A 22466-nucleotide genomic window follows, 5' to 3' on the forward strand; every position below is an offset into this window, starting at 1 on the left:
AGGAGAGTTCCGGCCATGCATATGCACAAACTTGAAAAAATATGGCTTTTGGTTGGGGTTGGTGCACTACTAATCTTTTTAACTATTTTAGGTATCAGCGCGTTTTATCTTGGAAACCAGCCTGCTAGTTGTTTAGCTACAATTGATCCAGCGAAGGTAGATACTACACCTCCCTTCAATGAACCTGGTTTAGTCAAGGTGGACAGTGAAGAGTATGACTATCAATTAACTTTCGTGGCTTCAGCGTTCGCTTATTATCCGAATAAGGTGCAAATTCCTCAAGGTGCAAGAGTAAAAATCGTTGCTACTACAAAGGATGTTGTACATGGATTCCAGATGGCAGGTACGAACGTAAACATGATGTTAGAGCCTGGCTACATAAGTGAGTACACAGCAACTTTCGATAAACCAGGTGAATTTTTAATTTTATGTAATGAATATTGTGGTGTAGGACATCACATGATGAATGCAAAAGTGGAGGTGGTTAGCAATGCTCAAGCCCTCAACAATTGATCGTATTGATACAAAAGATGGTAAACTGGTCATGGCGTTCTTTTACGTCGCAATAGTAGCACTTGCTATAGGTGGATTAGCTGGTTTATTCCAAACATTAGTTAGAACAGGTAAAGTAAGCTTACCATTTGGCATAGGATATTATCAGATTTTAACCGTACACGGTGTTCTATTAGGTCTTGTTTTAACAACGTTTTTTATTCTAGGATTTCATTTTGCAGCAGTTAGCAAAACTGGTGGTGCCATGTCTCCAAAAGTTCGTACTACTGGTTGGATTGGATTCTGGGTACTTTTAGCTGGTACAGCTATTGCTGCTGTTATGATATTAATTGGCAAAGCATCTGTACTATATACATTCTATGCCCCAATGCAAGCACATTGGTTATTTTATGTTGGTCTTACACTTGTTGTAGTTGGTAGCTGGATTACGGGTGCTGCAACTATTATTCATTATGGACAGTGGAAAAAAGCAAACAAAGGTAAAAATAGTCCACTACTTATGTTCATGGTTATTATTAACACATTGTTATGGATCGTTGCTACTTTAGGTGTGGCTGCGACAGTATTAATTCAGATTTTACCTTGGTCACTTGGATTAGTTGATGAGATTAATATTTTAGTAAGCCGTACCCTATTCTGGTACTTCGGTCACCCACTTGTATACTTCTGGTTATTACCTGCGTATATGGCTTGGTATGTTGTTGTGCCTAAGGTTATCGGTGCAAAAATTTTCTCGGATCCACTTGCTAGAATGGCCTTTATTTTATTCTTAATTTTCTCAATACCTGTTGGTTTCCACCATCAATTGTTAGAACCAGGTATTGACCCTGCTTGGAAGTTTTTACAGGTTATCTTAACTTTCCTAGTTGTTATTCCATCATTAATGACAGCCTTTGCATTGTTTGCAACCTTTGAGCTATATGGTCGATCTAAAGGTGCTTCTGGTTTGTTTGGCTGGTTACGAAAACTACCTTATGGAGATGCGCGTTTTACAGTTCCTTTTATTGGTATGCTGTTCTTTATCCCTGCAGGTGCAGGTGGTTTAGTAAATGCGTCTCACCAATTAAACCAAGTTGTTCATAATACAATTTGGGTAACAGGACATTTCCATTTAACATTGGCTACTAGTGTTGTGTTAACATATTTCGGTATTATGTACTGGCTTGTTCCACATATTACAGGTCGAGTTCTAACTAAGAAAATGAATAAGCTTGCTATTATTCAAGCAATAGTATGGAGCGTTGGTATGACATTTATGTCAACTGGCATGCATTTAGCAGGATTACTTGGAGCACCACGTCGTTCTTCTTTCTCTACTTATGGCGAATCACAACAAGCAATTGATTGGATTCCATACCAAGTAGCCCAAGCAGTTGGTGGTAGTATCTTATTCGTTGGGATTATATTAGTCATTGTGATATTTGTTAACTTAGCTTTCTTTGCACCAAAAGGAAATGAAGAATTCCCTATTGCTGAAGCTGAAGAATCTGCTGAAGAAGCACCAGCAGTATTTGAAAATTGGAGAGTATGGATCGGTGTTGTAACGCTATTAATTCTGTTTGCTTATACAATACCATTTATTGATATGATTCAGAATGCTCCTCCTGGTTCACCAGGCTTCCCTGAAGTTATAGGAAATAGTGGCTATCAACCTCCATTAGGAGAATAAACTAAAGGCTGTCCAATTGGACAGCCTTTTATAATTTATAACTAGTTACTTATAATCATTTTTAATAAAAAATCATCATAATTACAATTCGTATATTTCTCTATATTTACTTTGCAAGTAGTTGATTAAATATGTCGCATTTAACCCCTCACCTGTCACATCGTCTAAAATTTCAAGAGGCTTTTTCATTTTTCCGTAACGATGAACATTTTCTGTGAGCCACGTGCGAATAGGAATCAAATTCCCACTTTCCAATAATTCATCGTAGTTTGGGATATCCTTTAGCATTGAATTTTTAAATTGAGCAGCATACATGTAACCTAGTGCATATGATGGGAAATATCCAAAACTACCCCCTGCCCAATGGACATCCTGAAGTACACCTTCACCATCATGTGTTGGGCGGACACCTAAATATTCCTCATACTTATCGTTCCATATTTCTGGTAAATCTTTCACAGCTAAATTCCCATTAAATAAGCCTTTCTCGATTTCGTAGCGAATCATTATATGTAACGCATACGTTAGTTCATCTGCCTCAATTCTGATAAGGGACGGCTTAGATTCATTAATAGCTTTGTAGAAAGTATTGCTATCTATATTGACAAATTGTTCAGTTGCATAATTTTTTAACAAAGATAAGTTTTTTTGCCAATAATGACGGCTTCGTCCTACAAAGTTTTCATAAAAGAGTGATTGAGATTCATGAATCCCCATGGAAGTACCAGTACATAACGGAGTACCTTGTAAGTCCTTGGATATATTTTGTTCGTAAATAGCATGGCCACATTCATGTATAGTTCCAAATACAGCTGTTCGAAAATCCTTTGTATCGTATTTTGTTGTAATTCTTACATCACCAGGATTTAAACCAATCGCAAAAGGATGAACAGTTTCATCTAAGCGACCTGCTTCAAAACTATAACCTAACTCCTTTAAAAGATCCAAACTAAACTGACGTTGTTGTTCTTTTGGAAACTCTTTATATAAAAAACTAGTGTCTAAATTGTTTCCAGAATTAGCAATCTCTTTTACTAAAGGAACAATGCTATCACGAAGTTGTTTAAAAACAGGATCAATATCTTCAACTGTTACACCAGGCTCATACATATCAAGTAGCGTGTTATAGGGACTACCTTTAACACCCCAGTAGTTAATAAACTTTTTGTTATATTCAACAAGTTGCTCTAAATAAGGCTCAAACATAGAAAAATCTGCCTTTGCCTTAGCTTCCTCCCATGCAGACTCTGCTTTACTTTGTAAAACAACGTAATTTCTATATTCATCAGCAGGAATCTTTTTATTGCGTTCATATTCTTTGATACATTCTTCTAACGTTTTACATACTATCGGTGACAAATCTTCTCGAATTTCTTCTTTTGATAGCTCTGCAATGAAAGCTGCCATTTCTTCTGATGTACTCATTTTGAAGACTTCTTGAGACAATATACCAATTACATCAGAACGTGCCTCAATCCCTTTCTTCGGAGCGCCTGTTCTCATATCCCAATACATCAAGCTTATAGCTTCATTAAAACTTGTCATTTTTTTTACATAATCCATAAATTTATCTACTACTTTTGTCAACGTTGTATCTCCTCTCACATCTACTCCACAATATAATTCTAGAAAAATACAAGGTCTCCTGCTATAAAATCGTTAACTTCAAAGCATCTTTATTTATATGTGTTGAGTGTGCTGCAGCTGCTAACACATCCTCTGATGCCAACTTTATTTGCTGCAACTGTTCCGCATTGACGTGTGCATGTTGTAACTCTTCATACGTTGCTTGAAGTGTGTTTAGTATCATTTTGAAGTCAACATTAGTATAGTCTCTCATTTAAATCACCCTTATAAATAAAATTAGACTATACAATTGTATGAAAAAAATAAAAAATCTATTCACTTACCTTTTACCTTCTAGGTGGGCGTTTTCCCCAATATTGATAATAGTCTGTTTTGATAAATCCATTAAATAATTTCCGCTTTTTCGTAGCTTTTTTTCCGTATAGTTGTTCAAATCCTTCATGTGAAGTCAAAAAATAGAAGGACCAAGTGTCGTATAAGCTTAATGCCTCACCCATCTCTCGGTACATTTGCTCTACAACGGGCTTATCACCAATTCTTTCACCATATGGTGGATTACCTACCATCACGCCATACTCTTTTTTAGTTGTAAAATCCTTTACTTGCATTTGTTTAAAGTTAATTATATCCATAAAACCCGCTTCAGTAGCGTTTTCTTGAGCTATCCTAACCATACGATGATCTATATCGTACCCTGAAATATCGAGCGGTTGGTCATATTTCGCCATATCTTCTACCTCTTGTCGTGCTTTTTGCCAAATCGCCTTATCTATCCATGGCCAGCTCTCACTTGCAAAGTCACGATTAAAACCTGGTGCAATGTTTTGACCAATTAAAGCGGCCTCGATTGGTATTGTTCCTGATCCACAAAATGGATCGACAAAGGGCTTGTCAGCTGTCCAATTCGTTAATAAAACAAGCGCAGCTGCTAAGGTTTCCTTGATAGGTGCTTCACCTTGATCTAAACGATAACCTCTCTTATGTAAACCATGACCACTAGTATCGAGTGTTAACGTTGCAATATCTTTTAACAACGCAACTTCAATACGACATAGTCCACCTGTTTCATCAAACCAATTTGTTTTACGATATGCACTTTTTAACCTTTCGACTACGGCCTTTTTTACGATACTTTGGCAGTCAGGTACACTGAACAACTTTGATTTCACGGACTTCCCTATAACAGGAAACTCCGCATCCTCAGCAATAAACTGCTCCCAAGGTAACGCTTTTGTTTGCTCAAATAACTGTTCAAACGTTGTGGCTTTAAATTCGCCTACTTTAATTTTGATACGGTCTGCTGTTCTAGCCCATAAATTTGCGCGACACAGAGCCATTTCATCACCTTTAAAAATAACTTTACCATTTTCAACTTCACAATCATAACCAAGATCACGAATCTCTTTTGCAGCAATAGCTTCTAATCCCATAGCTGTAGTTGCAATATATGTAATATGTGCCATTTCATTGTTCCTCCTAATTTTACTATTACAAGTATGACCAATTTTTATCTAAACATAAGGAAAGCGTGACTTATAATTTGCGATAATAAGTCACTTCAATAGGTAAGTATGAAGCATTTTTGTATTCATTATGAATTATTTAAGAAAGAGTGCTGAAACACAGTCACTAGACTTATATTGTTTAGTTTTTGTTGGTAATACATTAAGAAAAGGCTAACCTTTTATCGTGAGTTGTTCTTCTACAACCGTGCTATACTTTAAAGCTCACAGTTGATAATGAAAACACACTTAGGTTAGCCTTCTTACTTTTTATGTACATTAATCGTACAGCTTACTTCCAAACACGTGTTTTTCTAAATTTGATAAGCGTTTCAAAATGTCAAAGTTTGTTCCAGTTTGCACTTGGGCAGCTGGTTTTGCTTTATTTGTTTCTTCAAGCTGCTTCTTTAATCGTAAATTTTCCTGTTGTAAATTCTCAATTTCCTGATGGAATGTTTCATAATCTTTTATGATTAAATCAAGAAATTTATCCACTTCTTCTTGTTTATATCCACGCATACCAGATTTAAACTCTTGTTCTAATATGTCTTTTGCCGTTAGTCTTACTTTATCTGATAACATATAATTCACCTCATTCTACCACTAACTCTAGTTCTATTCTTTCAAAAATCAACAATAATGTCAATTTATCTTTTTATATGTAAGCCTATACATTTTCGTCATTTTCCCACTGTTCTTCTTCGATAACGTTTTGTAAGTCGGCTAGAGTAATCTGTATTACCTGATAATCTGAGGTATTTCCATACTCACGCGCCTTTTCGAGGAAATACTTAGGACTTCCTTCTTTCTCTTCATCATACACAATTATTGAACCATCACTTTTAGATAACAGCAATTCATCTTTTGCTTTAAATTGCCATGGCCCCTCATATGGTCGATTTGTTATCGTTTCAACAAAGTCTGCTTCATGCAGGATTGAATGATAATACTCTTGTAGATTTTCATTCCATTTCGATTCTTGGTCCATAAAAGGTGTAAGGACTGCTAACTTAAGATGTGGATAATTCTCGCGTAATTCGATTGCAACCTCTGCTGTCCACAGTTCTACACCTAATTGTCCGCTTATTACAACCCATTCTAAACCTTCATCAATACGAGTTAGTAACTCATTTTTTATTGCCTTTTTTATGTACTTAATAGCTTCATGTTTTTGATTAAATATACCGAGTTCAAATGATTTATAACCTGTTATAACAAAGACTTTGATATAAAATCTCTCCCTTCCTCCCATATTTCAATGATACTATATAGGTAAAAAAGGAACTGAGGTTCTCAGTTCCTTTTTAAAAAAATTATTGACCAAATGGCATTGGTCCAGGACCAGGACAAGTGAACTGTTGGTTCGATACCACATTTTCGACAGAATTTGTTTGTGGGAAATAGTGTGTGTGATTGTATATATGATGATTTACTAATGTGTTATGCGTTGGGTGAATATGCGGTACGACATAATTTTGAAATTGATGTTGCACACAATTCTTTGTCGGATGCACAACTGTCGGTAATACTTTTGGTCTGCAATGCATAGATGTTAATCCCCTTTCATAGTGTTATCAATAACAGCCTATGTTGGGACATGTGTACATGTACTAATACAAATACCTATTTTTATAGAATCGCAATCATTTGATGGCGAAAATTTGTGAATACAAGAAAAATAATGATAATCATTAAAAAAAATAAGAACACAAGTGACTTATGCAATGTCAGTCTCTCCTCGATTATTACAAGTTTCGATACATTTCTCATAATGATTTTACACAATCTGACGAGAGCTAACAAGATTCTTCATAAAATTGGATTGTTTTCCCGATTTAACGCGTTTTTTGCGCTTTCCCGGGGAATTGATTTCTTCTCAAGCCTAGCTATTCTTTTTACAATATCACTGTCACAAAAAGTATTATTGGACTTGATTATTGTATAACACTTCTGTGCAAAATTTAATGCTAATTGATAATTTTTATTAATATGTTCATAATACTTTGCTAATTCAACTAAACTACCTACTTTAAGCTCTATATTATCACCATTGTGTAGTAACTCCCATAGGTGTAATGAGTGTTGCCATTGTTGATTTTTTTTGTATAGTATAGATTGATGCCACATAGCCTGCTCTATACCCTCTTTAACAAGTGGTTCATACAATAGCATGGCCATCTCATGATTCCCTAATTGCTCTAACCACCGTGCCGCTCTTAAACGTTCTGTATTGTTTGCGCCTTGCTCTGGAAGCAGTAACAGTCTAGATAGGTGAATATATAATGTAATAAGTGATAACAAATCATATTCATTGTGACGCAATACTTGAAAAATCGAATCAGGCTTTCGGTCTTGTAAGTAAGTAAAATAAATCATGGGAGCGAGGTAACCTGGTACATCATCCTCGCGTGTAACTTGGATAATATCACGTTCTACAATACTAAGTTTTACCGCTTCAAGGTCATCCTTCCAAAACCTACGTGAGGCATGTAATAAGTCAAAGTGACCAAACTCTGGTAGTTTTGGCACATGGTTACGAACCAGTGTATGTCGTGTTTTGACTTGTGGCCAATCGAATGCTTTGCCATTATAAGTGACCAGTGTCGAATAATTAACATGTGACAAAAAACTGTGATATAAGGCGATTTCTCCATCTGGACTAGGGAGGAAATGTTGCTTCACTATTACTTTATCAGCAAGTACTTGGGCATGACCTAGTAAAAAAATAGTATTCCCTGTGCCTCCGTGTAATCCGGTTGTTTCCGTATCAAAAAAGAATAAATCACTTGTTTTATACCCTCTTGATGACAATGGATGAACAAGACTTAGTCGATTCCATTCCTCTACAACGTCAAATATTTGATTGAATTTATATAATCCATGCTTATGTGTTAAAGGATATTCAACTGTCCGCACGTAGCAAACTCCACCATCTAACTCATAGCGAACTGTTCCAAATTCCTCCCATTTACTAAAATCCTCTAAAACGCTATCTTTAGACACCTCAGATTTAGTAAATTCCGATGAGTCAGTCGTATTTATATGTTTTTTTAATCGCTGCAGTTTGTCCTTTAATGGCATATTCATCACCTTACGTTAATTTACGAGCATTTTAAGTAATTTTAGAGCATCATGTTTCGCATGCTTATTAGTGGCATCAGTTCCAATACATGAAGGACAGCCTTCATCACATGGACAGCGTTCAACCATAGTTTCTGCTTCATATAACAACTCTGATATTGCTTCGTATAATCTTTCACTTAAGCCGATTCCTCCCGGATATCGGTCATACAAAAATATAGTAGGCTTTCCGTTATGAATAGCCTTAACTTGTGGCACCACATGAATATCTGCAGGATCACACATCACAAGTAAAGGTGCAATGTGTCGCAATGCGTTCGCTGCCCCAACTAAGCCTTGCTCTAAACGTGCTTCATTTTCCATAGCCATTGCATTTCTGTCAAAGCTTACCCAAGCAGACGATGTATGGAGCTCCTCTTCAGGTAAATAGATAGGGCCCGATCCGATATTCTCATGTGTATCAAATTTTATTTTTTTAAAGATCGTTGCCTTTGCAACAACCATTACATCACCAAAACCTGTTTCTACGAATGTTGATTTAGTTAATTTATCTTCTTCAAGTACCTTAAGCTCTACTGCTAAATTTGCATCAGTAAAATAATCAACGTCAATCTCACGAACAAAAGCCTTTTTTTCTTCCCAATCTAACGTTTCTACTTGATATTGTATCCCTTCATGCAAATAGATTGCTTCTTCATGTAGCAGTGTCATGGCACTAAATCGGTCCATCTCACCAATTACTTTTACCGCACCGGTTACTGTTTGGTCTATAATAACAATATTTTCCTGAGATGCTGATCGTAAGCTAATACCGTGAGCTGGAAAGCTATCACTCATCCAAAACCATTTCTTAGCACTATGGTGTAACACATGTTCATTAGTTAAATACTCGAGAATCTCTTCTATTTCAACTCCAGCAAATGAGTCGCCTTCTTGAAATGGAATTTCAAATGCAGCACATTTTATGTGATCTATGAGTATAACTAAATTATCTGGATTAATTCTTGCTGTTTCTGGATTGCGTTCTAAAAAGTAATCCGGATGTTGAATGATGTATTGATCGAGGGGACTAGAACTAGCCACCATCACAATAAGCGCTTCATCCTGTCGTCTACCAGCTCTTCCAGCTTGCTGCCAAGCACTTGCTATAGAACCTGGATACCCTGTCATAATACATACTTGGAGTTGTCCAATATCGACCCCTAGTTCTAGTGCATTCGTGCTTACAACACCATAAATATCTCCACTTCTTAATCCAAACTCTATTTCTCGACGTAAAGTTGGGAGATATCCCCCGCGGTAACCTCGGATCGACTTTTTTCCCAACTCTTTTTTAACTAGCTCCTGAAGGTAAGTGAGTAAAATTTCTACACGTACACGACTTCTTGCAAAAACTATAGTTTGTATCTTCTGTTTTAAAAATATGCTAGCCAATTTTCGAACTTCGAGTGTTGCACTTCGCCGAATATTCAAAGCCTCATTAACAATAGGGGGATTATAAAAAACAAAATGTTTTTTCCCAGATGGGGCTCCATTTTTGTCAATAAGCTTCATGGGCTTTCCAGTTAACTGTTCAGCATGTTCCTTTGGATTAGATATTGTTGCTGATGTACATATAAATGTTGGATTGCTACCGTAATAGGCACATATACGCTTTAACCTGCGAATTACATTGGCAACATGACTACCAAATACTCCTCGATACGTATGTAATTCATCAATGACAATATAATGCAGATTTTCAAATAAAGATACCCATTTCGTATGATGTGGCAAAATAGCACTATGAAGCATATCTGGATTGGTGATAACAATATGGCCTGCTTTACGAACTTTTTGTCGAATATTAGCAGCAGTATCTCCATCATAAGTCCAACTATTGATGGATACACCGATTTCTTGAATTAGTTCTGTTAGCTCACTCTTCTGATCTTGTGCTAACGCCTTAGTAGGAAATAAATATAGAGCTCGCGCTTCATCATTTTTTATAATAGTTTGAAGAACTGGTAAGTTGTAACACAATGTTTTTCCAGATGCAGTAGGAGTCACCGCTGTAAAGTCTTGTTGAATACTCGCATAGTTAAATGCCAATGATTGATGTGAATACAATGTGCGGATGCCTCTTTTATGGAGTGCAGTCTTTAGACGAAAGTCAACCGTATCTGGTATATCAACAAAGCTAGCAGGTTTTTCTTCAATTGTATGCCAATGAACAATATTTTTTTTAATAGATTTATTTGTCTTTAATTCTAAAATGATATCTTGTAACGACTGACGAGGCTTCATGCCAATCACTTTCCTTCCTGTATGTTAGCAATATGCTAGCATTTAATATCAATCTAATAGCAAGGTGCTAGCATACTGATAGGACTTAAAAAGCAAACTTTGTATTATAAGTATAACGAACGCTTGTTTCTATTTCTAGTAATAGGTATAAATATTTTAACATACGTTACCATTTACTTTGTCTAGAATACGTGCCAATTAAAATACTAGCTAATTCAACATTTTGTACTTTACTATTTATAGAATAAATTGTTTATGCATGAAACAGCCGCTTACTTACTTTAATACAATCTTGTATAATAGACATTTAAACGTATAAAAGACTAATGAAGATTTACGGAAAGGAAAAGATTACATGAAACAAGTTGAAATATTCATATTGTCTGGATTTCTAGGTAGTGGAAAAACTACTCTTTTAAAGAATATTTTGCGTGAAGAACAAATGCGTGACAGGAAAATTGCTGTTGTCATGAATGAATTAGGACAAGTTTCTATTGATTCAGATTCTATACCTGATAATACTCCTTTTAAAGAGCTTCTGAACGGATGTGTGTGTTGTACGATTCAAGGTCAATTCGAAACACAACTCCATTCCATGCTTCAACAATATGAGCTAGATGCGGTCTATATTGAAACAACAGGAGCTGCACACCCTATCGAAGTGCTTGATGCTTGTTTATCACCTTCTTTTGCAAACCAAGTTGTCGTAAAAGGGATCATATCATTAGTTGATGCAAAACGTTGGCAAAGCAGAGATACTCATTCTATACAAATTCAAAGATTAATGCTCGAGCAGATTATCCATGCAGACATCATTTTACTGAATAAGCTTGATGGACTAAGCGAAGGAGAAAAGGCATCAATCCTTCATGATATTCAGTCTTTAAACAACAGGGCACGCTGTATTATGACTGAATATGCAAAAATAAACATGAATGAAATATATAATGTACAGTTACAGAATAAACAGCAACATGAACAAGCTCATGTTCAAAAAAATCTTCACCTTAAAACATATGTACATGAGTTCAAAAATCCGGTCAATCGTGACGTATTTGAAGAATGGCTTAGACAAGCGCCCGATAAATTGTATCGCTTAAAAGGTTATATCAGGTTTACTGATGCACCAAACCGCACAATGAGTATCCAATACTCATATGGCGTTCCAATTTATTTACCTGAAATTTTAAAAGTGCCTATGACAATTGTATTAATAGGAGAAGAGTTAGACCATACTACTTTACAAAAGCAATTTCATGAGATTGAGAATAGCTAGTTTATTCGAACTAACCACCCTGCAGCTTGAAGCGGGGATTTCCTAAGAACACAATGATTAGGCTATCCCCGCAGTTCCTGCGGTTAATCGCATTGTTTCGTTACGAAGATTAATACTTCCGTGGGTGACTGCTTTAACACGTCGGACAAGTTATAAAATTAACTTATTTAATTTGTTCTTCCAATCCTCTGCTAAAGCTTCACAAGCTAGTATACGTTTTATTGCCTCTTTATTCGTTTTATCATGAAAATATGTATTGTGTGTAAACAAAACGGATACAGAATGAGGTTGTCTTTCAATTAAAGTTACTTTATCTGATTTATAAATTAGCCCTTCTTGTATTACTCTTGCTAAATAGCCAGTATATCCAGTCTCTACGAGTCGTGGCAGTATCTTTTTGATATTGTTGTTTTTAGATAACGTATCACATGGTATGCGACTTTGCGTGATTTGAATGAAAGCAGCACCTATTTGATATATATCACCAATGTGTACGTTATCCTCTGTTAAGCCACCAACAGTGACGTTTTCACCAAAAGCCGCTTTTCTAAGCTTTGTATGAAACTCCTTTTCCCATTTATCATAATGGTCGTAAGCATAGAGAAGTATCGCTCTATCCAGTCCCCCATGGTACTTTTTGTTCGCTACCTCATCTCCTTCAAACCCTTCCATCGCTAAAAAAGCTTCGTTCACTTCATCTTTTCTAACTGCTGTTTCCATTACACCAGCATAATGTGGCATTTCTTTAGGTAAGCCTATTTGAATAGATTCTATGTTTCCCTGCATCCCCAGCACCTCCTTCTTTTCATTTTACAGAATTTCATCACAATATAAAGATTTTTTAAAAAGAGTGGTACAAGCTACTATCTCTGAATATATTGTAAAAGTATGCTGTAGATGAAAGGGAGTTATCCAATGAGTATTTTTCTTAGTTATATTTTTCTAGGCTTGTCACTAGCTGCTCCTATTGGTCCCATTAATGCGTTACAAATTGACAAAGGGTTAAAAAATGGATTTTTGCATTCTTGGTTTATTGGTCTCGGTTCCGTAACTGCAGACATTATTTATATGGGTGTGGTTTACATGGGTGTGGTGTCATTTTTAGAAAAGCCATTTATGCAAGTTTTTTTATGGCTATTTGGTTTTTTTGTCCTTACATATACTGGAGTTGAAAGCATTCAGGGGGCAAATAAAATATTGATTAGCAATCGCAATATTCATAATAACTCTCTCACTAAAACCTATTTAACGGGCTTTTTTATGGCTTTGGCTAATCCGTTAAACATTTTATTTTGGTTAGGCATATATGGTTCAATACTTGCTAAAACAGCAAAAACATTTGATGACTTAGAGCTCTATTTATATAGTAGTGCTATCATATTAGGCGTACTTCTTTGGGACTTTATGATGGCATTTATTTCTAGTAGGTTCCGGAAAATTCTCACCCCTTTTCTTATAGTCTGCATATCTATAATATCGGGTATTACTCTCGTAGGATTTGGAATATATTTTGGTATTCAGGCTTATCTTGTTCTGCTCCGATAAAAAGAGGCCCTTAGTGCCTCTCTTTCAATTTATGTAATTCACTTACATGAAGTCTGTCTTCTGTTAAAATGCTCTTTATTAATTGTAAACTCTCGTTATCAAGATCCCCGCGAACGACTTCCTCAGACATCGCGATACCTCTATCTTCCGCTTCACAAGCTTTATTTATTAAGTCCTCGTCAGTCATTTTAGCATCTTTGAAATTGTTAAAGGTCTCCACTATTGAGCCAACAACCCCGACGCCATCTAAGGGTTCCCCTCCAATATCTTGTATTCGTTCAGCTACCTTACTTGCATGCTCTTTATGGTTTTGCTGAATGGATTGGAATGCATTTTTCACTTCGTCGTTGTCTATGTGTTGAATTAAAGATTCATATCCATGAATAGCCATATAATGTCCTTTTAAAAATTCATTTAATTCCTTTACTGTGTTTTCCATTAGCCATCACCTCATTGTTAGTATGGTAAATACCGTGTTAATTATTGGTCAATCGAATAATTTTTTTATAGATGTTGATTATAACAATGTAAATTAGTTTCTCAACAAGGCTTTTGGAGGAATATATATGAGTGATAAAAAATGGGATTTGTTTGCTCTTGCATCAATCCCTTTAGTAATGACATTAGGCAATTCTATGCTTATCCCTGTTCTACCGACAATTGAGAAAAAAATTGATATCTCCTCCTTTCAGTCTAGTATGATTATCACGGTATATTCCGTTGTCGCAATACTACTAATACCAATAGCTGGGTATTTATCAGATCGTCTTGGACGTAAAAATGTTATTGTTCCTAGCCTCATAATTGCTGGTATAGGTGGAGCAGTATCCACATTTGCTGCTTGGAAGCTTGATAATCCTTATTGGTTACTGTTAGCAGGACGTTTTTTACAAGGTATTGGTGCATCAGGTGCATTCCCTGTGGTCTTGCCGACCGTTGGTGATCTATTTAAAGATGAAGCTCAAGTGAGTAAAGGATTAGGTGTTATTGAAACAGCTAACACGTTTGGAAAGGTATTAAGTCCAATTTTAGGCTCACTATTAGCATTTTGGTTTTGGTTTGCACCATTTGCATCTATTCCTGCTTTTTCCATAATAGCGATTATACTTGTGATATTTTTAATAAAAACGCCTAAAAATGAAAATCACATTAAAACAGAGGATTTCCACACTTTCTTAGGTCATGTTAAACAAATTTTTAGACAAGAAGGTCGTTGGTTATTCGCCATATTTTTCATTGGCTGCATTAATATGCTAGTGTTATTTGGGTTTTTGTTTAACATTTCTTCTGTCCTTGAATCAAAATACAAAATTGATGGGATATTAAAAGGCGCTGTTCTTGCCATTCCCTTACTCATGCTTTGTGTAGCATCTTACGTAACAGGAAAGAAAATAGGAAGAAATAAAGGGCTAATGAAATGGATTATTTTTGTTGGTAATTTAGTCGCTGCAGCACCACTTTTTTTTATGCAAAAAGACTTGAATATTTATATTATGCTAACAGTTTTAACGATATCAGGAATCGGCATTGGCGTATCTCTTCCATGTTTAGATGCACTTATTACGGAAGGGATAGACAAGCAGGAGCGTGGCACAATTACCTCATTTTACTCTAGTATGCGCTTTATTGGAGTTGCTGCAGGTCCTCCTCTAGTCGCTCTGCTTGATAAATGGCAGCCTCAATTAATATATATCGCACTAGCCTCTTTAAGCATAGTCGCTGCATTTGTTACGTTTTTTGCGATTAAACCTTCAGAGGAGAAAAATCCTGGTGGAGGATTAGCTACACAAACATCTGGATTTGAAGCTGCACCAAGCTTATTTACATCACACAAAAGCAAGTAATAGAGCTGTCGAAAAAAATGTACAGCTCTTTTTTTATAAAAAAATTTATAAAAATAGACAAGTTCTGTACCTATGTTGACATATATATTAGTAATCAAGCTTAGGAGGTGGCACAAAATGCGCGTCATTTGGTTATCAAAACAGGGCTTTGCCTTCTTTATAGGTGCTATAGCTGTTGGTATTACTGCATTTTTTGTTTGGAACATTTTATGGACAAGTGCAACAGTTCCCACTATGTCACAAGCTGCCGCTACGGAAGATAAGCAGCCTAGGGTCATTAATCTTGTTACAGGCGAATTTAAGTCAAAAACATCTGATGGCAAGGAGATTGAGGCTTATCGATGGGACCCAGGTACCATTTTTGTTGGCGAAGGTGAGCCTGTTCAAATTAGTATATTTGGCGTAAATGGGGACCAACATCCTTTTTACATTGAAGGAACTGATATTGAAGGAGTTGTAAAGAAAGGACAAGAAACTATTATTGATGTTACGTTTGATAAAGAAGGAATTTACCGTCTCATTTGTAAAACTCATCCTGATATTAATTCAAACGGGCCAATGATAGCTTACATTGTTGTAGATTAATAAAATTGTAAGTTAGTGTCTGCTAAATGTTTGTGCAGACACTTTTTATTTTTAGCTCTATTTTATTTCAAGACGGACGAACGGGACCCTGTTCGGCACTTTACAACTTGGTATATCCCGTTCATAGTTTTTTACTGTACGTTTATAATAAGTGCGTAGAAGGTTCATCGGATTGGAAATACTAGCACATTAGAGAGATCTCGCACCTTCTGCATTATAATTACGCTATAAAAAAATCAACTTTAAAAATCTTTAGAAATAAGAACTGCCTAAGACATAACTTTAGTGTTTAGTTACGAGCATTGCAGATAGGTAAACGCTCTGCATATTTTATTTCAAATCAATTTTCGCTACTTGTTTTTCTATTTCAATCTCAATTTGCTTTCTTATACGGTCAACAACAGAATAGTCCATTGCTTGAACATAAAACGACTCTAATTTATCATGTATCTGTTTTGCTTGTGCTAGGTAAGAGGTTCCCTCTTGCATTTTTTCCTTATAGCGTTTTGCTACGTCTGTTATTTTATCGGCATACTTTTCATCCGTATCGCTTTTTATTGTTTTTTCATACATATCAATGATAGAGTCACCTTCACGACTTGGGAAATGCTCATGCGGTGCTGTGCTATCAAAAATAGCGATGCCTAATTCTCTCATAATTACCATATCTAGACTATTCGGATCAAAACCACAATGATACACTTCAACATCGTAGCCTCTTTCTTGAGCCTGTGTTACTAATTTTTTAAGCATAGTAGACTTACCTGATCCTGGACGACCTTTTATAAAGTAGCGTTGTGGCACATCGACTGTTAAATCTTCAATAAAATCAACAGGACCCTTTGGTGTGGCAGCACCTAAAAAGCGATGGCGAACTTTCGATGTTTTCGTAAGAGTGCTTTTGAAGAATGTATCGATTAACTCTTCAGTTAGCTTATTACATGCATTAAAATCAATGTTATCAATGTAAATTTTTTCCCACTCATCGTGAATTATCAATGCTTCACCAAACAGTGTGTAGGCAGTTGAAAAAGCTTTATTTACACTTTTCGTTAGTTGTTTAATTTGGTCTTTATTATTTTTTAATTCTTGTGTATTCCAAGCTACGCCAAGATTTATATATTGTTCAATAACCCCAGGGAATTTAGGCTCAATAATATGTGGAGCTGTACCGTCCACAATTCCTACTTTTAATTCAGGAATAATTAGCCCATCTACAGAGTTGTTATCAGACGAACAGTGTAAAAATTCTATATCGTAGTTTAAGTCCAACCATTTATACCCAATAGTTTTCATAAGTGATGATTTCCCTGTTCCAGGTCCACCTTTTAAAATATAGATCATATCTAAGTCTTCAAGATTTGAATCGAACAAACTGAAAGAACCGCGTGCAGTATTACCACTTGCGTAATAATTACGAATTGTACCAGTCAAAGTACGCACTTCCCTTCTACAAAAATAACAAAGTGTATATAGCAACATATGCATCTATTACATTTTAGGTGTTTGCCCAATTCACATATTTATTCTATATGCTATAACATTTTCTTTCTTACACGTAAAAAAGCTCAACTACAATCGTTGAGCTTTTTTACGTAAAGAAAACATAAGTTTTTTAACCTAAATTAGTGTCTAGCTCCAGCGTCTAGCCCCTCGAGATCTTAAGACCGCCCCCTCCGGAGGGAACAACCTTCCTAAGCGGTACATCTTAAGCTGGTCGGGCTGAGCAAAGCGCTTTCGCTCCACTTACTACTAAACTATGAAATTACTTCAAGTGCCTGCTCCAAATCAGCCCAAATGTCTGTCCACGCCTCTAGTCCAACAGACAGGCGTAACATGTTGTCTGTAATGCCCATTTTCAGTCGAGCTTCCTCAGGAACTACTGCATGTGTCATTGTAGCAGGATGTTGAATAAGTGTTTCGGCGTCACCAAGACTAACGGCAATTTTAATAAGCTTTAAATGGTTGAGAAATGTTTGGGCACACTTTTTATCTCCCTGTATGGTAAAGGACAGCACACCGCCCCCTGCATGCATTTGATTTTTGCTTATTGGATAATGTATGTTGTCTTTATCTCCTGGATAAAATATCTTCTCTACTTTTGAGTGTGTTTTTAATTTATTAACAATCGCGGTAGCATTTTCCGTATGACGATCTAGACGAATATGCAATGTTTTTAACCCTCGCAATAACAACCAGGCATCAAACGGTGACATTGTGCCACCGACATCCTTACGCGTTGTCATTGAGATTTCTTCCAAAAGATCTTTCTTACCTGCTACCAAACCACCAATAACATCCCCGTGTCCGCTGATATATTTTGTTGCACTATGAACAACAACATCACAGCCAAGTGCTAATGGTTGCTGTAAGTACGGACTAGAGAAAGTATTATCTACTATAACAGGGATATTATACTTTGATGCAATACCCGCAACCATCTGTAAATCTATCACCTTCATTGTAGGATTTATCGGAGTTTCAATATAAATTAAAGCCGTGTTCTCATTGATACTCTCATGTAGGTCACTTTCAGCTTGCATAGGCGACAACGTATGAGTAATTTGATATTTTTCCTTAATCATCTCTAATAAGCCAAATGTGCAGCCATAAACTCCTTCAGAGCATAATATGTGATCGCCAGCTTTTGTTAATGATAGTAACACCGCTGATACTGCTGCCATCCCAGAGCTAAAGACTAACGCCTTTTCTGCTCCTTCAAGAACAGCTATACGATCCTCAAGTATTTGTGTAGTTGGGTTATTTAAACGGGAATAAATATACCCTCCTGTTTCACCACTGAACCTTGCTTCACCTTGCTCTGCTGTTTCAAATGTGAAAGTAGCAGATTGAAAAATAGGTGGTACTAAACTATCAAAATACTTACGACTTTCGTAACCGTTATGAATTAATTTAGTCTCAAACTGTTTCATAGCAACCTCCTGTAATACGTCTACTGTATAATATGGAGTTTATTTGTAAACGGATACATTTTCACGCTGTACAAAAGTAACGTCTAAACTTCTATAGATTGTTTGCTAAATAGACGTTTGGGATTTGCTTCAAACATAAAAGTTATCTGTTCGTCAGTTACATCATTTTGTTTCAATGTTGGGAGTATGTTCTCAAATAAATGACCAGGATGCCAATTAGTCATCATATTAGAAAACGGTTCAGGAATGACAGGTGGACGACCAAGCCAAACATTTACTGTATCATGACTTAGCATAATACGATTGGCATATCCCTCACTTAGTAACGATAAAAGTGTCGTAATACGTTGTGCATCCATTGGTGTACCAACCATCCCTTGTATACCAAATCGATCAAAAGCAATATTAACTCCTGTTTTTAATGTTTGTTTATGATAATCTACATCAGTATTTCCACACATATGCCCTATCACTACATTTTCTGGTCTAGCACCTAGACTAATGAGAAGCTCTGCTTGTTCTGGTCCCATTGTACCTTCTTGAGTATGAGTGAGAATTGTAATTCCTGTTTCTTTTTGTGCTCGAGCTGCTGCTTTAAAAAACATGAGTTCATAAGGTGTAATTTCATCCTTACTAGAGGCTAGCTTAATTATACCTGGTTTTATACCTGTACCTGCAATCCCGTCTGTTATCTCTTTCATGAACATTTCATATATCTCTTCCTCGGCCGTACCAAGTGCTTGGCGAAATTTAAAATAAGGTGTGGCACCTTCTCCTTCATAGTAATACCCTGTAGCACAAATAATTTGCAATCCTGACTTTTCACTAATTTCACGTAAAAACTCTGGATTCCGACCACACTCATTAGGCGTTGGATCAACAACCGATCTTATACCATAGCTCATTACTTGTCTTGCTACTGCAATACCCATTTCTAATGCTGACTCTTTATCAAATGCCCCTAACGTATTATCACCTTGAAAACCCGGATAACCAAATACAAAATGCTCGTGAATTAATGTTTTCCCAAGCTGCTCCACTGAGATAGGACCTGTAACCGTTTGAACTGTTTTCATTACTGTTTAATCCCCCCCTGTTTTTGCCATTCCTCTTCTTGTAATTTTCTCCACAAAATTTTCCCACTAGATGTTGTAGGAAACGAAGTTCTAAATTCTATTGACCTAGGATATTTATAAGCAGCCATCTTTTCCTTAGCCCAATCTATAATTTCACTTTCAGATACTTTTCCTGTGTAATCAGCATTTAAAATAATAAATGCTTTTACTGATTCACCGCGTCTAGGATCAGGAACACCTACGACACATGCCTGTTGTACCGCAGGATGCTTATATAGCATTGATTCTATTTCAGTAGGCCATACTTTAAAGCCAGCAGCATTGATCATACGTTTCACACGATCAACAATGAAAAAGTAACCTTCCTCATCCATGCGTCCAATATCACCCGTTCGAAAAAAAGTTTTCCCATCTAATTCAATAAAGGAGCTTCTATTTTCGTCATCACGATTGTAATAGCCCATAAAAACTTGAGGCCCATTTACGACAATCTCTCCTATCTCACCTACCGCAAGCTCTGCCTGAGTAACAGGGTCTATTATTCTTGCATCTACATCAAAAGATGGGATACCCAAGCATTGAAGCTTAGGACGGTCAGGTGGATTAAAATGTGTATGGGAAATGGTTTCACTCAAGCCATAGCCTTCAACGAATTTTAAACCTGTCAAATTAAATAGCTTTTCTCCTACGGCTTCTGGTAATGGAGCACCACCACCTGCAATGCTAGACAATGAAGTTATATCATAGTGAGCAAGCTCAGGATTTGCTAAAAAGTCAATCAACATAGTGCTAATGTTGACCCAATGTGTACACTTGTATTGTTCTATCAATTTAGCAGCATACTTTCTGTCCCACCTTGTCATGATCACCATTGCGGCTCCTGCATACAATGGTACATGCATACTATGTACCATGCCTGTTACATGGAATAGAGGTAACGTTAATAAATGAACTGAATCACTCGTAGCGTTCATCCAGTGATACGCGCTTACAATGTTTGCTTGCACAGTGCTATTAGTATGGACACACCCTTTCGGCAAACCCGTTGTGCCCGAAGTATATGGCATAACAGTAATATCATCTTTACGTGTTGGAATAGGTATAGATTCATAATTTGCTTGAATAACAGCTTCCCAGCTATCTATATAAGATGATGTAATTGTTTGCCTTCCTGCCTTAACTTCAGGAGGTGCTTCTTCCTCGTGACCAGCATAATCACTATAAGCTGCGACAATAACTTTTTCTAAGCTAGTTGAATCAAATAACCCATCTAATCGGTTAAGTAATTCTTGACCAACAAGCCCATGTCGAATTCCACAGTCTTTAATATAAAAGGATAATTCTTCACCTGTGTTCATCGGATTTATCGGTATCACAATCGCACCAATTTTTAATATGGCGTAGTAGCTTATGATAAATTGTGGCGAATTTTGCATGTATAGCAGTACAGGATCTCCACGTTTCACATTGAGCTTTCGCTGTAAGTAACCAGCAACATTAGAAACACACTCATTAAGCTCATAATACGTAATATGATTGCCGTAATAATGTACCGCAATCTTATGTGGGTAGCGCTCACATGCAATTTGTAAATTATGATAAATGGATGTTTCTGGAATAGACAAAGTTTTAGATACTCTCTTTGGCCAATGTGTAAAGTGATTCAGATTTTTCACTTGTTCACTTCCTTTAATTGGAGTTGTGCAATAAATTGTTTTACAGCATTTCCAATTTCTTCTGGTGAATCCTCTTGAATAAAATGTAATCCATTTACCGTGACTTCCTGTTGATTAACCCATGACCTGCAAAAGTCACGCTGTTTACCAATTAATATGGAACCTGGGTAAGCATTTATAAACAATTTAGGAATACTAGAGTACTGTAGCCAAGTGCTATAGGCTTCAACAATCTCTTTAACATCTTTTGGTTCTCCAGTAAAAGGAATTTCTCTAGGCCACGTTAACATTGGACGTCTTCGCTCACCAGCAATTAAAAATGGGCGGCGATAAGCATTCATTTCTTCTTCAGTTAAATGTCTTATTACACTAGATGGTAAAATCCGTTCGATAAATAGATTCTTTTCTAAAATGATTTTCTCGCCTGCAGGTGATTGCATCGCTTGGAAGATATTTCGAGCACCCTCTGGCCACTCTTCCCATGTCACTGTCTTTACAAAAGCCTCCATATAAGCTATAGCCTTTACTTTTTCTCGATGTAAATTGGCCCAATGAAATCCTAGGGCAGAACCCCAATCATGAATAACAAGCGTAACTCGTTCAAGTTCTAAAGCATTAAACCACGCCTCTAAATAACAATAATGATCGACAAATCGATATGAACCGTTTGGTGTTACACTTGAAAAACCCATGCCAATCAAATCAGGAGCAAGACACCTACCAGTATTTACAACATGGGGAATAACGTTTCGCCATAAATATGAAGATGTAGGATTTCCGTGTAAAAACACGACAGGGTCTCCTTCTCCAACGTCAACATACGCCATTTCAGTGTCTAAAATTTTGATTGTTTTACGATACTGTTCATTAAATGTAGAAATCTCCACCTTATT

General features: G+C 36.4%; 22 protein-coding genes. 7 read left to right on the forward strand and 15 right to left on the reverse strand.

Annotated features, from left to right (window positions below):
• Positions 1-15: 15 nt before the first annotated feature.
• Positions 16-513, forward strand: a complete 498-nt coding sequence (locus EJF36_RS10815) for a cytochrome c oxidase subunit II (RefSeq protein WP_125906336.1) — start codon at positions 16-18, stop codon at positions 511-513.
• Entirely contained in the window at positions 491-2182 is a 1692-nt protein-coding gene (locus EJF36_RS10820; protein WP_125906337.1) for a b(o/a)3-type cytochrome-c oxidase subunit 1, read from the forward strand. The genes EJF36_RS10815 and EJF36_RS10820 overlap by 23 nt, the downstream gene beginning before the upstream one ends.
• Positions 2183-2263: 81 nt before the next feature.
• Here EJF36_RS10820 and EJF36_RS10825 read toward each other — a convergent pair whose 3' ends face one another.
• From EJF36_RS10825 to EJF36_RS10835, 3 genes are all read right to left on the reverse strand, one after another.
• A complete protein-coding gene (locus EJF36_RS10825) occupies positions 2264-3745 on the reverse strand; it encodes a carboxypeptidase M32 (protein ID WP_125908344.1) in 1482 nt (493 codons plus the stop codon).
• 85 nt (positions 3746-3830) lie between these two features.
• Positions 3831-4022: a hypothetical protein gene (locus EJF36_RS10830; protein ID WP_125906338.1), complete on the reverse strand. Its 192-nt coding sequence runs from the start codon at positions 4020-4022 to the stop codon at positions 3831-3833.
• A 73-nt stretch (positions 4023-4095) separates the two neighbouring features.
• Entirely contained in the window at positions 4096-5232 is a 1137-nt protein-coding gene (locus EJF36_RS10835) for a THUMP domain-containing class I SAM-dependent RNA methyltransferase (protein ID WP_125906339.1), read from the reverse strand.
• Positions 5233-5362: 130 nt separating this feature from the next.
• Here EJF36_RS10835 and EJF36_RS22185 point away from each other — a divergent pair, with 130 nt between their 5' ends.
• Positions 5363-5449 (forward strand): PQ-loop repeat-containing protein, encoded by an 87-nt coding sequence (locus EJF36_RS22185; protein ID WP_125908345.1) that lies wholly within the window; start codon positions 5363-5365, stop codon positions 5447-5449.
• A 101-nt stretch (positions 5450-5550) separates the two neighbouring features.
• Here EJF36_RS22185 and gpsB read toward each other — a convergent pair whose 3' ends face one another.
• From gpsB to EJF36_RS10865, 5 genes are all read right to left on the reverse strand, one after another.
• Positions 5551-5853 (reverse strand): cell division regulator GpsB, encoded by a 303-nt coding sequence (gene gpsB, locus EJF36_RS10845; RefSeq protein ID WP_125906340.1) that lies wholly within the window; start codon positions 5851-5853, stop codon positions 5551-5553.
• 85 nt (positions 5854-5938) lie between these two features.
• Positions 5939-6499 (reverse strand): DUF1273 domain-containing protein, encoded by a 561-nt coding sequence (locus EJF36_RS10850; RefSeq protein ID WP_125908346.1) that lies wholly within the window; start codon positions 6497-6499, stop codon positions 5939-5941.
• Between the two features lie 85 nt (positions 6500-6584).
• Positions 6585-6818 (reverse strand): CotD family spore coat protein, encoded by a 234-nt coding sequence (locus EJF36_RS10855; protein WP_125906341.1) that lies wholly within the window; start codon positions 6816-6818, stop codon positions 6585-6587.
• A gap of 262 nt (positions 6819-7080) precedes the next feature.
• Complete coding sequence (locus tag EJF36_RS10860) at positions 7081-8352, reverse strand: ribonuclease H-like domain-containing protein (protein ID WP_125906342.1); 1272 nt, start codon at positions 8350-8352, stop codon at positions 7081-7083.
• A gap of 15 nt (positions 8353-8367) precedes the next feature.
• Entirely contained in the window at positions 8368-10638 is a 2271-nt protein-coding gene (locus EJF36_RS10865) for a DEAD/DEAH box helicase (protein WP_125906343.1), read from the reverse strand.
• 355 nt (positions 10639-10993) lie between these two features.
• Between EJF36_RS10865 and EJF36_RS10870 the strand changes: the two genes are divergently transcribed.
• Positions 10994-11914, forward strand: coding sequence for a CobW family GTP-binding protein (locus EJF36_RS10870; RefSeq protein WP_125906344.1), 921 nt, complete (start codon positions 10994-10996; stop codon positions 11912-11914).
• A gap of 150 nt (positions 11915-12064) precedes the next feature.
• Here the strand turns inward: EJF36_RS10870 and EJF36_RS10875 are convergent, their stop codons facing one another.
• Positions 12065-12700, reverse strand: a complete 636-nt coding sequence (locus EJF36_RS10875) for an MOSC domain-containing protein (protein WP_125906345.1) — start codon at positions 12698-12700, stop codon at positions 12065-12067.
• A gap of 129 nt (positions 12701-12829) precedes the next feature.
• Between EJF36_RS10875 and EJF36_RS10880 the strand changes: the two genes are divergently transcribed.
• Positions 12830-13459 carry a LysE family transporter gene (locus EJF36_RS10880; RefSeq protein WP_125906346.1) on the forward strand — a complete coding sequence of 210 codons (630 nt, stop codon included), beginning with the start codon at positions 12830-12832 and terminating at the stop codon, positions 13457-13459.
• 10 nt (positions 13460-13469) lie between these two features.
• Here the strand turns inward: EJF36_RS10880 and EJF36_RS10885 are convergent, their stop codons facing one another.
• On the reverse strand, positions 13470-13898 hold the full coding sequence (locus tag EJF36_RS10885) for a DUF2383 domain-containing protein (RefSeq protein WP_125906347.1): 429 nt from the start codon (positions 13896-13898) through the stop codon (positions 13470-13472).
• A gap of 127 nt (positions 13899-14025) precedes the next feature.
• On the opposite strand from EJF36_RS10885, the gene EJF36_RS10890 reads away from it, so the two are divergent.
• Together EJF36_RS10890 and EJF36_RS10895 are read left to right on the forward strand one after the other, a co-directional pair.
• Positions 14026-15303 carry an MFS transporter gene (locus EJF36_RS10890; RefSeq protein WP_125906348.1) on the forward strand — a complete coding sequence of 426 codons (1278 nt, stop codon included), beginning with the start codon at positions 14026-14028 and terminating at the stop codon, positions 15301-15303.
• A gap of 117 nt (positions 15304-15420) precedes the next feature.
• Positions 15421-15888 carry a cupredoxin domain-containing protein gene (locus EJF36_RS10895; RefSeq protein WP_125906349.1) on the forward strand — a complete coding sequence of 156 codons (468 nt, stop codon included), beginning with the start codon at positions 15421-15423 and terminating at the stop codon, positions 15886-15888.
• Between the two features lie 330 nt (positions 15889-16218).
• Here the strand turns inward: EJF36_RS10895 and EJF36_RS10900 are convergent, their stop codons facing one another.
• From EJF36_RS10900 to EJF36_RS10920, 5 genes are all read right to left on the reverse strand, one after another.
• Positions 16219-17322 carry a PRK06851 family protein gene (locus EJF36_RS10900; RefSeq protein WP_395940585.1) on the reverse strand — a complete coding sequence of 368 codons (1104 nt, stop codon included), beginning with the start codon at positions 17320-17322 and terminating at the stop codon, positions 16219-16221.
• Between the two features lie 323 nt (positions 17323-17645).
• The gene (gene megL / locus EJF36_RS10905) at positions 17646-18821 is read right to left on the reverse strand and encodes a methionine gamma-lyase (protein ID WP_125906351.1); all 1176 of its coding nucleotides are present in this window, start codon (positions 18819-18821) and stop codon (positions 17646-17648) included.
• An 83-nt stretch (positions 18822-18904) separates the two neighbouring features.
• Positions 18905-19897 (reverse strand): phosphotriesterase family protein, encoded by a 993-nt coding sequence (locus tag EJF36_RS10910; RefSeq protein ID WP_125906352.1) that lies wholly within the window; start codon positions 19895-19897, stop codon positions 18905-18907.
• Positions 19897-21573, reverse strand: coding sequence for a long-chain fatty acid--CoA ligase (locus EJF36_RS10915; protein WP_260471874.1), 1677 nt, complete (start codon positions 21571-21573; stop codon positions 19897-19899). The genes EJF36_RS10910 and EJF36_RS10915 overlap by 1 nt, the downstream gene beginning before the upstream one ends.
• Complete coding sequence (locus EJF36_RS10920; protein WP_260471875.1) at positions 21570-22460, reverse strand: haloalkane dehalogenase; 891 nt, start codon at positions 22458-22460, stop codon at positions 21570-21572. The genes EJF36_RS10915 and EJF36_RS10920 overlap by 4 nt, the downstream gene beginning before the upstream one ends.
• Positions 22461-22466: the final 6 nt, after the last annotated feature.

This window comes from Bacillus sp. HMF5848 (assembly GCF_003944835.1).
In the GTDB taxonomy this organism is placed as follows: domain Bacteria; phylum Bacillota; class Bacilli; order Bacillales; family HMF5848; genus HMF5848.